This is a genomic window from Flavobacterium sp., assembly GCF_023151265.1.
Classification (GTDB): Bacteria; Bacteroidota; Bacteroidia; order Flavobacteriales; family Flavobacteriaceae; genus Flavobacterium.
The window spans coordinates 1-12,759 of the sequence record NZ_JAKLJH010000073.1 but is presented as its reverse complement, the minus strand read 5'-3'; the positions used below and the strand labels follow the sequence as shown (position 1 = coordinate 12,759).

14 protein-coding genes are annotated in these 12,759 nt (G+C 31.4%); 3 read left to right on the top strand and 11 right to left on the bottom strand.

Annotated elements, in window-relative coordinates:
• The 3 genes from L6Q46_RS08195 to aroB form a co-directional block, all read right to left on the bottom strand.
• A partial coding sequence (locus tag L6Q46_RS08195; RefSeq protein WP_291283898.1) for a deoxyhypusine synthase family protein occupies nt 1-377 on the bottom strand: 377 nt, incomplete at its 3' end.
• An 11-nt stretch (nt 378-388) separates the two neighbouring features.
• A complete protein-coding gene (locus tag L6Q46_RS08190; RefSeq protein WP_291283897.1) occupies nt 389-1,798 on the bottom strand; it encodes an arginine decarboxylase in 1,410 nt (469 codons plus the stop codon).
• A 296-nt stretch (nt 1,799-2,094) separates the two neighbouring features.
• Nucleotides 2,095-3,162 carry a 3-dehydroquinate synthase gene (gene aroB, locus L6Q46_RS08185; RefSeq protein WP_291283896.1) on the bottom strand — a complete coding sequence of 356 codons (1,068 nt, stop codon included), beginning with the start codon at nt 3,160-3,162 and terminating at the stop codon, nt 2,095-2,097.
• 94 nt (nt 3,163-3,256) lie between these two features.
• Here aroB and L6Q46_RS08180 point away from each other — a divergent pair, with 94 nt between their 5' ends.
• A complete protein-coding gene (locus tag L6Q46_RS08180; RefSeq protein ID WP_291283895.1) occupies nt 3,257-4,423 on the top strand; it encodes a proline dehydrogenase family protein in 1,167 nt (388 codons plus the stop codon).
• A gap of 70 nt (nt 4,424-4,493) precedes the next feature.
• Nucleotides 4,494-5,537 carry a T9SS type A sorting domain-containing protein gene (locus L6Q46_RS08175; protein WP_291283894.1) on the top strand — a complete coding sequence of 348 codons (1,044 nt, stop codon included), beginning with the start codon at nt 4,494-4,496 and terminating at the stop codon, nt 5,535-5,537.
• A gap of 34 nt (nt 5,538-5,571) precedes the next feature.
• Here the strand turns inward: L6Q46_RS08175 and L6Q46_RS08170 are convergent, their stop codons facing one another.
• The 3 genes from L6Q46_RS08170 to L6Q46_RS08160 all read right to left on the bottom strand — a co-directional run bounded on the left by L6Q46_RS08170 (nt 5,572) and on the right by L6Q46_RS08160 (nt 8,524).
• Nucleotides 5,572-5,715: a hypothetical protein gene (locus L6Q46_RS08170; protein WP_111565834.1), complete on the bottom strand. Its 144-nt coding sequence runs from the start codon at nt 5,713-5,715 to the stop codon at nt 5,572-5,574.
• A gap of 73 nt (nt 5,716-5,788) precedes the next feature.
• Complete coding sequence (locus tag L6Q46_RS08165) at nt 5,789-6,211, bottom strand: thiol-disulfide oxidoreductase DCC family protein (protein ID WP_291283893.1); 423 nt, start codon at nt 6,209-6,211, stop codon at nt 5,789-5,791.
• 144 nt (nt 6,212-6,355) lie between these two features.
• Nucleotides 6,356-8,524 carry a DNA mismatch repair protein MutS gene (locus tag L6Q46_RS08160; protein ID WP_291283892.1) on the bottom strand — a complete coding sequence of 723 codons (2,169 nt, stop codon included), beginning with the start codon at nt 8,522-8,524 and terminating at the stop codon, nt 6,356-6,358.
• 83 nt (nt 8,525-8,607) lie between these two features.
• Here L6Q46_RS08160 and ung point away from each other — a divergent pair, with 83 nt between their 5' ends.
• Entirely contained in the window at nt 8,608-9,273 is a 666-nt protein-coding gene (gene ung / locus L6Q46_RS08155; protein ID WP_291283891.1) for a uracil-DNA glycosylase, read from the top strand.
• A gap of 15 nt (nt 9,274-9,288) precedes the next feature.
• Here ung and L6Q46_RS08150 read toward each other — a convergent pair whose 3' ends face one another.
• The 5 genes from L6Q46_RS08150 to L6Q46_RS08130 all read right to left on the bottom strand — a co-directional run.
• Nucleotides 9,289-10,032 (bottom strand): DUF3667 domain-containing protein, encoded by a 744-nt coding sequence (locus tag L6Q46_RS08150; RefSeq protein ID WP_291283890.1) that lies wholly within the window; start codon nt 10,030-10,032, stop codon nt 9,289-9,291.
• 11 nt (nt 10,033-10,043) lie between these two features.
• Nucleotides 10,044-10,574, bottom strand: coding sequence for a hypothetical protein (locus L6Q46_RS08145; RefSeq protein ID WP_291283889.1), 531 nt, complete (start codon nt 10,572-10,574; stop codon nt 10,044-10,046).
• Nucleotides 10,575-10,585: 11 nt separating this feature from the next.
• Nucleotides 10,586-11,179 (bottom strand): hypothetical protein, encoded by a 594-nt coding sequence (locus tag L6Q46_RS08140; protein WP_291283888.1) that lies wholly within the window; start codon nt 11,177-11,179, stop codon nt 10,586-10,588.
• A gap of 40 nt (nt 11,180-11,219) precedes the next feature.
• Nucleotides 11,220-12,149: a transglutaminase domain-containing protein gene (locus L6Q46_RS08135; protein WP_291283887.1), complete on the bottom strand. Its 930-nt coding sequence runs from the start codon at nt 12,147-12,149 to the stop codon at nt 11,220-11,222.
• A gap of 27 nt (nt 12,150-12,176) precedes the next feature.
• Nucleotides 12,177-12,759 (bottom strand): ABC transporter substrate-binding protein (locus L6Q46_RS08130; protein ID WP_291283886.1); only part of this gene is annotated, 583 nt, incomplete at its 5' end.

Sequence of the window (12,759 nt, the reverse complement as noted above, 5' to 3'; positions counted from 1 at the left end):
CTTCTGAAAGCTTCTTCTTCAGGAATACAAGTATCAGTTACACGGTTATAGTGATTTTCCAATAAATCCCATTCTTCTTGTGGTGATAAATCTCTGTAATTTGGAACTCTTTTGTATGAATTATGAGCTACCAAGTTCATGATATCCTCTTCTAAATTAGCTCCAGTACAAGAAATAATATGTACTTTATCTTGACGAATCATTTCGGCTAATGATTTTCCTAATTCAGCTGTACTCATTGCTCCAGCTAATGTAATCATCATTTTTCCGTTGTCTAATAAATGCTCTTCATATCCTTTTGCTGCATCTACTAAAGCGGCTGAGTTAAAATGAAGATAATGTTTCTCGATAAACTGACTAATTGGTCCTTTGCTCATTACTTTTTATTTTATTGTTCTTTTTTCTTATTGTATCCTAAAATTTCTAAAACGTCTTCAGCTTTTTGTTGCTCTGAAAATACTTCGGTAGCAATAATTCCGTTTTTGTCTTTGTCAATTAAAATGTGTTTTGGTTGTGGTAAAATACAGTGACTTAATCCACCAAAACCTCCGATGGTTTCTTGATAAGCTCCGGTATTAAAGAATCCGATGTATAATGGTTTTTCTTTATTGTATTTTGGTAAATAAACCGCATTCATGTGTTGTTCCGAATTGTAATAATCGTCTCCATCACAAGTTAATCCACCAAGTAAAACCCGTTCGTAAGTGTCATTCCAGCGATTCACTGCCATCATAACAAAACGTTTGTTAATTGCCCAAGTATCAGGTAGAGTGGTGATGAAAGAAGAATCAATCATGTTCCAATTCTCTCTATCATTTTGTTTCTTTTGGTATAACACTTGGTACAAAGCTCCTCCAGATTCACCTACAGTAAACGATCCGAATTCTGTAAAAATGTGAGGAACAGCAACTTCTGCATCATCACAAGCGATTTTGATTTGATTTAAGATTTCGTCCACCATATATTGGTAATCGTAATCAAAAGCTAATGAATTTTTAATAGGGAATCCACCACCAATATTTAAACTATCTAATGAAGGACATTCTTTTTTCAAAGCAATGTACACTTTCATACATTTTAATAATTCGTTCCAATAATACGCTGTGTCACGAATACCTGCATTAATAAAGAAGTGAAGCATTTTTAATTCCACTTTCTTGTTTTCTGCAATTTGTTTTCTGTAGAAAGGAACGATGTCTTTATAACCAATTCCTAAACGAGATGTATAAAACTCAAATTTAGGTTCTTCTTCCGCAGCAATACGAATTCCGATTTTAAATTTCCCATCGATTTCTTCTTGTAATAAATCTAACTCTTCAAAATTATCAATTACAGGAATAGTATTTTTGTGTCCGTTGTTGATTAAACGAGCAATATTAGTTACATATTGATCGCGTTTAAATCCGTTACATACAACGAAAGTATTTTTATTGATTTTTCCTTGTTCCATCAAACTTTCAACAATATTAATGTCAAAAGCAGAAGAAGTTTCAAGATGGATATTATTTTTTAAAGCTTCATTTAAAATGAACTCAAAATGCGAACTTTTAGTGCAATAACAATAGAAATACTTAGCTTCATAGCCATGTTTTTCCATTGAATTTCTAAACCACATTTTAGCACGGTTAATGTTTTGAGAGATTTTAGGTAAATAGGTAAATTTCAATGGAGTTCCATATTCTTCTACCAATTTCATTAAATCGATACCGTGAAATTGAAGATTGTCTTTGTTTAAAGTAAATTCTTCTTGAGGAAAATAAAAAGTCTGATTAATTAAGTCGTAATATTTAGTGTTCATTTTGAAAAATAAGATTAAAAATTAAAAAAGCTTAAAGCGTACTTGTTTTAAACCTTAATTTTCAAACCCTAATATTTGCAAATCGAATTAATAGTTTTTCACTAAAAGTCTTCGATAACGCGAATAAATCAATTATATGAAAACAAAATATAGAAAAGAACAAACGATCAATAATAGATAAGTCAGCATTCCTATTGCTAAGAATTCTGTTGAAATTGTTCGTATAGTTGTTTTCTTTCATGGGCGCAAAGTTAAAAAATAAAATGGCTATTATTTAAAGAAATTTAAAAAAATAATTAAACTGAGTAATCTTTAAAGGCTTTGAAAATCAATTTGTTATCTGCTTCTTGATTGATTTTTATTTTTCCGATTCCTTGAAGAAGAGCAAATTGTACTTTTCCGAATTCATTTTTTTTATCATAAATCAACAGTTCAATGATTTGATTGATGTCGTTTTCATTAAACTCAATACGCTCAAAAATATCATTGATTATGTATTTAATTTCGTGATATTCTTCATTGGTCAACAACCCTTTTTCTTTAGAAATATAGCTTTCTAAAATCATTCCTGCGGCAATTGCTTCTCCGTGAAGTAAACTAGTTTTATCTTCGTTTTCTAAGAAATAGCTTTCAATTCCGTGTCCTAAAGTATGTCCAAAATTTAATCCTTTTCTAATTCCGTTCTCGGTTAAATCTTCACAAACAATAGTGTTTTTTATTTCAATTGATTGATGAATTAATTCGTTTAAATCATCTGTACTTAAATCTTTTAAACTTTTAAATTTATCCCAATATTTCTTGTCTGAAATCAATCCGTGTTTTAACATTTCAGCTAATCCGGAACGCATTTCTCTTTGAGATAATGTACTTAAGAATTCGGTGTCAACAATAACCGCTTTTGGTTCGCGAATAATTCCGATTTGATTTTTTAAATTTCCTAAATCTACACCATTTTTCCCACCTATAGAAGCATCTACCATTGAAAGTAGCGTAGTTGGAATATTGATAAAATCAATTCCTCTTTTAAAAGTGCAAGCTACAAATCCTCCCAAATCAGAAATTACACCACCTCCTAAATTGATGATGATACTTTTTCTATCGGCTCCTAATTCTGACAAAGCAGCCCAAACTTCGGTACAAGTAGCGATGTTTTTATGAATTTCACCCGATTCTAATTCAATAATCTCAATTTCGATTTCGGTAGCCAAATTGTTTAATAAATGCGGCAAACAAAATTGCGATGTATTATCATCAACTAGAATGAAAATTTTAGAATAATGACTTGGAACAAGATATGACGCTAATTTTTCATAACCTGTTTCATTAAAAAATACGGAATAATTAGTTGCTTGTATGGTTTGCATGAAAATGTGTAAAAATTGACTGCAAAATACGTCATTTTTTATTTATTATTCGATAACTGTGGCGTATATTTGTATCACTTTATTTCAAAACACAATGAACACACTATTTAATAATACAGAAGTTGCTTTTGCCTTAAAAAGTGACACCGAGTTAGAAAGAGCTTATTTTTTATTTAAATTAATCGATAGTCAGCCTTTAGTTAAAATAGGTACAGCCGTTACAAATTTTGCTTTAAAAGCCCATTTACCAGTTGAAGGATTGATTCGTTCAACCGTTTTTGATCACTTTTGTGGCGGTGTTAACGAGAATGATTGTCTTCGTGTGGTAGATAAAATGTATACGAAAGGAGTTTCTTCGGTTTTAGATTATTCAGTTGAAGGAAAAGAAGAAGAGGCACAGTTTGACGCAGCTTTGAACATGACTTTAAAAACAATTGAATTTGCTAAAGAAAGAGAAGCTATTCCGTTTGCGGTTTTTAAACCAACAGGATTTGGACGTTTAGCCTTATACGAAAAAGTAGGAGAGAAGGCTTATTTAACTGAAAACGAACAAAAAGAATGGAACAGAGTAATCGAACGCTTTGATATTGCTTGTAAAACAGCATTTGAAAAAGACGTTTTATTATTGATTGACGCTGAGGAAAGTTGGATGCAAGATGCTGCAGATGCTATAGTAACCGACATGATGCGTAAGTACAACAAACAAAAAGCAATCGTATTCAATACATTACAAATGTATCGTTGGGATCGATTGGATTATTTAAAAAATATTCACGAACAAGCAAAAGCTGAAGGTTTCTTTATTGGAATGAAATTAGTTCGTGGTGCTTATATGGAAAAAGAAAACGATAGAGCAGCAGAACGTGGGCAAAAATCTCCAATTTGTGAATCTAAAGAAGCTACTGATATCAATTACGATGCAGCAGTTTCTTACATGGTAGATCATTTGGATATTATGGCGGTTTTTGCTGGAACTCATAATGAAGAAAGTTCATACAAGCTAATGCAGTTGATGGAAGAAAAAGGAATTGCTAAAAATGATAAACGCATTTTCTTTGGACAATTATTAGGGATGAGTGATAATATCAGCTTTAATTTAGCAGCTGAAGGTTATAATGTAGCTAAATATTTACCATTTGGTCCAGTAAGAGATGTTATGCCTTACTTGATAAGAAGAGCTGAAGAAAACACTTCAGTAGCTGGGCAAACCAGTAGAGAATTAACTTTAATTAAGAAAGAGAAGGAAAGAAGAAAGTTATAAATTTTTCTTAAAGTTGTTTTTTCTTACAATGAAAAGATTAAATTTGGGAAATAATTATAAAACTTTTATTATGAAAAAAACTTTACTTACTTTAAGCTTATTTGCTTCTTTTTTTAGTTTTTCACAGGTTTTGCAAACTGATAATTTTAACGGACTTACCATTGGAAATGTAGGTACAGATATTACAGGTGTAACTGCTGGCCAAGGTAGCTGGTTAACATTCGCTAGTAATGGTACGGCTCCAACTACCTCTACGAATGCTTTAAACACAAATTTTCAAATTGTATCTAGTGGAAATTTATCTTCGAATGGACTTTTATTTCAGGGGCCTAATGGAGATAAAGGATCAAGATTTATGTGGAAAAATGGTCTACCGACAGCATGGGCTGCAAGAACATCTGGTAATAATATCTTAGAAGTTGAATATGATTTTTATACTGGTTCAGCAACAACAAGTACAGCTCAGTCAGGTGTTAGATTATATGGAACTGATGGTGCATCTTCAAGAGTATTATGTGGATATGTATATAATTCAAATACAAGGGTTTTAGAAGGACTTGCCTATTTAGATAATGCAGGAACTTTTGGGACTTTTTTAATTACTTTACAAACAGGTGGCCTTGTACTTAATGCTGATACTTGGTATAGAGTAGGTTTTGGATACGATACAACAACTGGTGAGCCATATTGGAAATTTGATTCAAATCCTTCTGTTTCTGTAAATCCAGCTAATTTTTCTGGTCCATTTCCACCACAAGAGGTAGATTTTGTAATGGGTGTAACTGCTGCAAATACAGTTTCCGCTAACATTATATTTGATAATTTTGTAGCGAAAGCTTCCAATACTGACACATTATTAGGCTTAGATACAAATATAATATCAGATAAAACTTTCTCTATTTACCCTAACCCAACTACATCTATTTTAAACATATCAAATAACAATAATTTAAATATTAAAAATATTTCAATTGTTGATATTAATGGAAGAGTAGTTAAAAATCAAGAAGATTCTTTAACCCAAATAAATGTTTCTGATTTAAATGCTGGTGTTTACTTTGTAACAATTGAAGCTGCAGAAGGAAAAACAACTAAGAAATTTATTAAACAATAATTTCTTTACTACATAAAACTAAAAAACGACCAGATTACTGGTCGTTTTTTTTCTTTTTATCACTATTCATCATTAGCATTACTGCGCCTACTAAACCAAGACACACAAGTGCAAAAACAATAATCATGATGAAAGTTCCATTGCTATGTGAATAAAGTGGTAATAATAAATTTGCCATAGTTACAAAGGTTAGAATTTAAACAAAGATATAATTTAACAATTGTTTATTTCCTGATAATTATCATATAAACTTATTCTAAAAACTTAGCTTTTAATTCGGGTGTAGGAATCATACAATCGTCTTTTTTACCATACCATTTGTACCTGTTTTTTGCTACATAATCATAAATAGCATCACGCAAACCAGTAGGTAATATTTTAAAAACAGTTGCTAAAGTAAAAATTCCACTTAATCCTTTAGCAATATGTAAAGCTGCAGTTGATTTATAATAATAGGAAATTCCTGGTTCGTACAAAACAATACTGTCTGTATGAATAGGATAGATTCCAATGTGTTTTAAAATTTTTTGCCCTAATTCTGACTGCAATGATACAAATCTAAAAACATCTTTTTTATCATGCTTAATTACATATTGAACGGATGAATCGCACAAATTACAAACACCATCAAACAATATGATTTTTTTATCTTGTGGTAAATCTGTTATTTCCATATATCAAATTCAAGTTCAATGTCAATCTTTAATTTTAAAAAAAAAAGGGACACAGATTTTTAAAATTTAAGTAATTGAAAAAATCTCTGTGTAACTCTAATCAACGCAAACATAATCAAAAAACTCAGTGAAACTCTGTGTAACTTAAACAGGTTGTACGTATTCCAATTGGTCTAAACTCACTTTTGAAGTAAAAATTCCGTAATTTACAGTTGCTTTTGTTTTTTCAATCACATCAATGGTTCCAATGGCTTTTCCGTCTTTCATTCGAACTCTATCACCGACTTTTAAAGTAACTTTTGGTTTGTTTTCTTCTTCAATTTTGGCTTTGATTTTCTTTTCTTTTTTAACCGTGCGAATTTCCTCTACAATCACTTTAACTTCCTCTTCAACCTTTTTTTGAATCACTTCTTTTACCTTCATTTCTTTAACCGAAAGTTTTTTTCGTTTCGAATTTTCGATTTCAACCATTTTTAAAAATTCACCGATTAACGTTTTTTTGTCTTTATTATTGAAGTAACTTTCCGAAATATCATCAATTTTTTGACCAATGTATATCAAACGTTGATTCGCATCGTACAATTCCTGATAACGTTCTAATTTATCCTGAATTTTAGCATTGATGGTTTCCATTTTCTTGCTTTCCTCACGCGCTTTGGTTTCTTCTTCTTTTAATGTTAAAGATGTTTTTTCCAATTTAGAACGTTCTTTTTGAAGGGTTGCAATGGTTTTGTCGAAACGAACTTTTCCGCCTTCAATTTTCTTTTTCGCACGATTGATTAATCCAAACGGAATACCATTTTTTTGAGCAACTTCAAACGTAAACGAACTTCCGGCTTGACCTAAAATCAGCTTGTACATAGGTTCTAATGATTTTTCATCGAACATCATGTTTGCATTGGAAGCGTAGGGCAATTCGTTTGCTAAAATTTTTAAGTTACTGTAATGTGTGGTTATAATTCCGAAAGCTTCGCGAGCATAGAATTCTTCCAAGAAAGTTTCTGCTAAAGCACCACCTAATTCAGGGTCAGAACCGGTTCCAAATTCATCGATTAAGAACAATGTTTTAGCATTACATTTCTTTAAAAAGTAGTTCATGTTCTTTAATCGGTAACTGTATGTACTTAGATGATTTTCAATGGATTGATTATCTCCAATATCTGTTAAAATTCTATCGAATAAAAACGTTTCGCTACGTTCGTGAACTGGAATTAAAATCCCACTTTGTAACATCAATTGCAGTAATCCTACGGTTTTCAAGGAAATCGTTTTTCCTCCAGCATTGGGTCCCGAAATCACAATAATGCGACTTTCGTTATGTAATTCGATAGTTTGTGGATAGGTAACGGCTTTCTTTTCCTTGTTGTTCAAATACAAAATAGGATGGAAGGCTTCTTTAAAAAACAAGCGTTTCTCTTCAATAATATTCGGAAGAATTCCGTTGATTTTATTGGCATATTTTGCTTTGGCAGCAATCACATCAACATCACTCAAAAAGTCTTGATAAGCCGCAATAGTTTCGATAAACGGACGAATTTCATTGGTTAAACGTTTTAAAATACGCATGATTTCTTCGCGTTCTTCAAATTCTAAATTGTTTAATTCACGTGAATATCGTTGAGCTGCTTCAGGTTCGATGTAAGCAATACTTCCGGTTTTGGAATTTCCTAAAATAGAACCTTTTACTTTTTTGCGATACATGGCTAAAACCGCTAAAACTCTGCGATTTTCAACTACAGTTTCTTTAATATCATCTAAATAACCAAGCGAATTATATTGACTCAATGCCATACCAAAACTCTGGTTGATTTTTCCTCGAACTAGATTTATATTTCTACGAATATCAATCAAATCGGGTGAAGCATTGTCTTTGATGATTCCGAATTTGTCAACCACTTCATCAATACGCTGAATGATCAATTTTACAATATCATTTTGAGAAGCTTTTTGGTATAAATTGGGATAGTAATCTTCGAACTTCTTTAAAAACTGAATCAACGTAATTGCCGTTTCTGAAAGGTTGGCAATCTTTTTAAAACTGCCTACTTCTAAGAAACTATCTTCGATAGCCAAAAATTTTAATTCGTAGTTGATGTTCTCAAATCCGTGATTCGGAATAGCGTTGTTGTTAGAGAACGAAGATAAATATTCAGAAGTTTGCTTTAAATTAATAAGCAATTCTTCTTTGTTTTTGAACGGCGTTATCGCCATGGCTTTTGCTTCACCAATATCAGTGTTGCAGCGATTGGCGATGGTTTCTAAAACCGTATTAAATTCTAAATCTTGTAACGTTTTTTCTGTAATCGAAATCATTTTTCTTTTTCTGTTAGGTCAAAGTTACAAAGTAATAAATCCATATTGCAATAGAAATTTATATTTTTGGTAAAAATTATAAAATGTTTATCAAAAATCAGAGTTGGGAAACCTTATTAGTGTCTGAATTTCAGAAGCCGTATTTTGTAGAACTCATGCAACAAGTGGAACAAGAATACGCTACCATGACTTGTTTTCCGCCAAAAGAACTCATTTTTTCTGCCTTTGAACAATTTGATTTTCAAGATATCAAAGTGGTCATTATTGGACAAGATCCGTATCATGGAACGGGTGAGGCGAATGGTTTGTGTTTTTCGGTAAATGATGGCGTGGCAATTCCGCCTTCGTTGAAAAATATTTTTACGGAAATTAATGCGGAATACGATAGAATTCTTTTTCCAACTTCGGGAAATTTAGAGCGTTGGGCAAAGCAAGGCGTTTTGTTATTAAATGCTGGTTTAACGGTAAGAAAAGACGAAGCTAACAGCCACAAACATTTAAAATGGAACGTTTTTACAGATGCGGTAATTGATGTGATAAATCAAAAATCGGAAAACGTAGTGTTTTTATTGTGGGGCAGTTTTGCTCAGAAAAAAGGAAAACTTATCGACCGAGAAAAACATTTGGTTTTAGAAAGTGGCCATCCATCACCATTGAGTGCTAACAGAGGTATGTGGTTTGGAAATAATCATTTTAAATTGACGAATGTGTATTTGAGTGAAAAAGGGAAAGAGAAAGTTGAATGGTAAAAAAATAGTCAACAATCACTTCACATGAATATCAAAAATAAAAACACCAAGGAGTAACAAAATAACGAAGATTACTAAAAACAGTAGATAGCTAAAAATTGAATATAAAAAAGCTTTGATTCTTGATAAATTATTAAAAAAAGTGATGTAGCTCCAAAAAATCAAAACGATATCCAATAACATTAAAATATCTACAAATAACTTGTTGTAATTAGATTCAGTGTAGTATTTCGTGATTGGAAATATGGCAATTCTAAGAAGTAAACGTTGGGAAGCCATATAGGTATTCAGAACAAAATGCTCAATAAAATTATACCCTTGTCTTCTGAAAACCAAATAAGAAGCTATTGAAAATAGTGGGATAGATAACAAAATTATCCAATAATAATGATGTGAAATCCATTCGTTTAAACTTTCATATTCTACTCCTTGAATTTCGGCAACGGCTTTTTTATCTAAAATACTGAAATGAAAAAAATGTCGTAAAACTCCATATAAAGTAGCTAAAATAATAACTAAAGAAATTGGTTTGAAGTGTTTTACCCTTTTTCCTTCAATAAATTCTCTAATAGAATCTCCAGGTCGAGTAAATAATTCTTTAGCTGTAAATAAAACACCTTTATCAAAATGAAAAAAAGCGTGTTGTATATCATGCCAAATAAAATGTAAATTTAATTTATGCGTATCAGCCGGTTGTCCACAATTATTACAAAAGTGTCCTGAATAAGTTTGATTGCAATTTTTACAAGTTATTTGCATTGAAATTGAATTTAATCCACCGTAAACTCCAAAACATTTCCAACCGCTCCTACAGTAGTTGTTTTTATAGTTACCATAACAGCATCTTGTGCGTTTAGAGTTACAATTTCTGGTTCAACTATAACTCGGTATTGTCCAGGAGCAAGCGTGTTATTCGTTTCATATTCGTAAGTAGTGTCTAAAGCGTCTAAAATAGCAATTCCAGAGATTATTTCATCAATTTCATTTTCTCCTTCAATTACAGAAACCGTTGTAGGGGTGTAGTATTCCCAAGCGCCACTAACATTTTTCTTTTCTAATGTATAATTAAAAAATATTTTTCTAGAAGTGCTTGTCAAATAAATATCAAAAGGATTATTTGGTTGTGGTAATAATCTTGATACGTAGCAAGAAACGTTAAGTTCGTTTCCAGTAACGTCTAATTCAATTAAATTATTTGCTGTAACTATAGTTGATGCAAAAAACTCGTCATCACTTTCAGTACAACTAGTAAAAAGTAATGAAGGAATGATAAGCGTTAAAATGTATAAATATTTTTTCATGATGTATTGTATTAAAATCTATAACCTAAATTAATTCCTAATCGTGCCACTGTAGAAGGGCTGTTTTCTTGAAATAAGTTTTTTCCAATACCAACAGTTAAATCTAAAACAAAGCTTTCTTTGAAGTATAATTTATAGCCAACAGAACCTCCTAAAGCAACGTCGTTATAGTCTTTTTTGGTAATCATAATATAATCTGCTGCACCGTTGTTTAAAGTGGTTAATTCTTTATATTCGCCACCATTTATATTAACAAATCCTTCTAAATAATATAAACTCGAAGCACTTTTAGACAAAGCATAACGCACATACGGAATTACTTGATAGTCAATTAGAGTTCGAGTATCATCTGTAAGGAAATCATCGGTTTTGCTTTTTTTGTTAAACATCATTCCAGTGATACCAACAGAAAAATCTTTGTTTAAAAAGCGTTCGTATGAAACACCTAATTTTCCAAAAGCAATACCATTTAAAACATCTACTTTAACTTCGTTTTTTTTAGCTAAAATAGGAGATACGATGGTGTCAGTAGTCATAGTTTCGTTAGACTGAGCAAAAGCACCAACAGAAAGTAATAATACTAATATATAGCTTATTTTCTTCATATAAAAAGGTTGTTAATTTGTGTAAATATAGGAAAATTTATCAATTAAAAGTAAGCGCTCCTAGAATTTCTTCACTCATGAATTTTCCTCCAGGATAGGTAGCTGTATAGTCGAGATTTAACCAAATTTGTCCTCTTTCATCAATGTGATAATAGATTTGCTGATTTTTACTTTCTTCTACGAAAAGTACTTCTTTTATGTAATAAATAGCAGTTTCTAAATCATTTTTGTTTCCGATTAACATTTCTGGATACAAATGGCCGCCAGTATGAATTATGCGAGGTGTTCCTCCAATTGCTTTTATGCAGGCCGACATCAAAATAGCATGATCATCACAATCACCTGAAAAATGTTGCAAACTTTCGGAAGCAGAAGCGATATATTCTCTTCCTTTTGGATCGTTAACGTAATTCCAACGATTTCTAATTTCTTTGAAAACTGCAAAACATTGAATCATTCTTCGTGTTTCGCCTGATTGTTTGATTTCTCTGAAATGTTTTGTTGTAGCAGATAAAGCAAAATTTCTAACTTTCGGATTAGAAAAATCTACCGCATTAATAATTTTGGATTTATTTGGAAAAGGAAGCAATTTGGCTACAATGATATCCTGAGGATTTGGTGCTTCGCTCATAGAATACACCATATAGCGATAATCTTCAAACACACGATTAAAACCGTAATTTCCGAATAAAGTTCCGTACAATAAGGCAATTATATACAAAAAAACAATCAGAATGATAATGGTTTTCACCAATCGTAAAAGAAGTTGAATGACAACTAAAATGAGAATAAAAATGATTATTCTATCTAAATGAATTACCCATTCTAAATCGATTAAATTTTGATGTGCAATTAAAAAAACCGGAATAGCAATTAAGATATTCAATAAAAAAATGACAACAATATCCCACGGCTTTGGTAAAGAAAGCTTTTCTTTGAGTTCGGCGATAGTTGGGATTTTAATTGTCATTTCGTTTAAAACGATAAAAATACGGAATTATTTAAGTATCGATTCTTTTGGTAGTTTTTTATCGATAATTTGAAGCTTCAAAAGTTGTTCCATTATTTTATCTAATGTTGGAGCTGTCATTTGTTTTTGCGACCAACGTGTTAATTTTAACCATTCCTGAATTGCTTCTACATTTTGATTGTATTTAGAAGCTAAGGTTCGGTCAATACTCGGAATCATTTTGAATTCTTCGGTTGTGGTATTGATAATGTCTAAAATCTGTTCGATTACTTTTGGATGTTGGTCCAAAACTTCATTTCGAACTGCTATAACAAAACAAGGCCATGGAGTAGGGCAATCCGCAATTCTCCTAAAAATTCCTTTATCGACAAGAGGTTGTGTCATAAAACGTTCCCACATGAAATAATCTGCTTTTCCTGAAGTTAAACTTTCAACCGCACCATCAATGGTGTTTACGATTTCAAATTGTAAATTTTCGGCATTCCAATTTTGATTTTGAGTATTCACAATACTCATCAAATGCGAACCAGAACCCATGCGAGAAATCGCTACTTTTTTATGTTCTAAATCCGAAAGTGTTTTATAATTAGAATTAGCAGCAACGTGAATT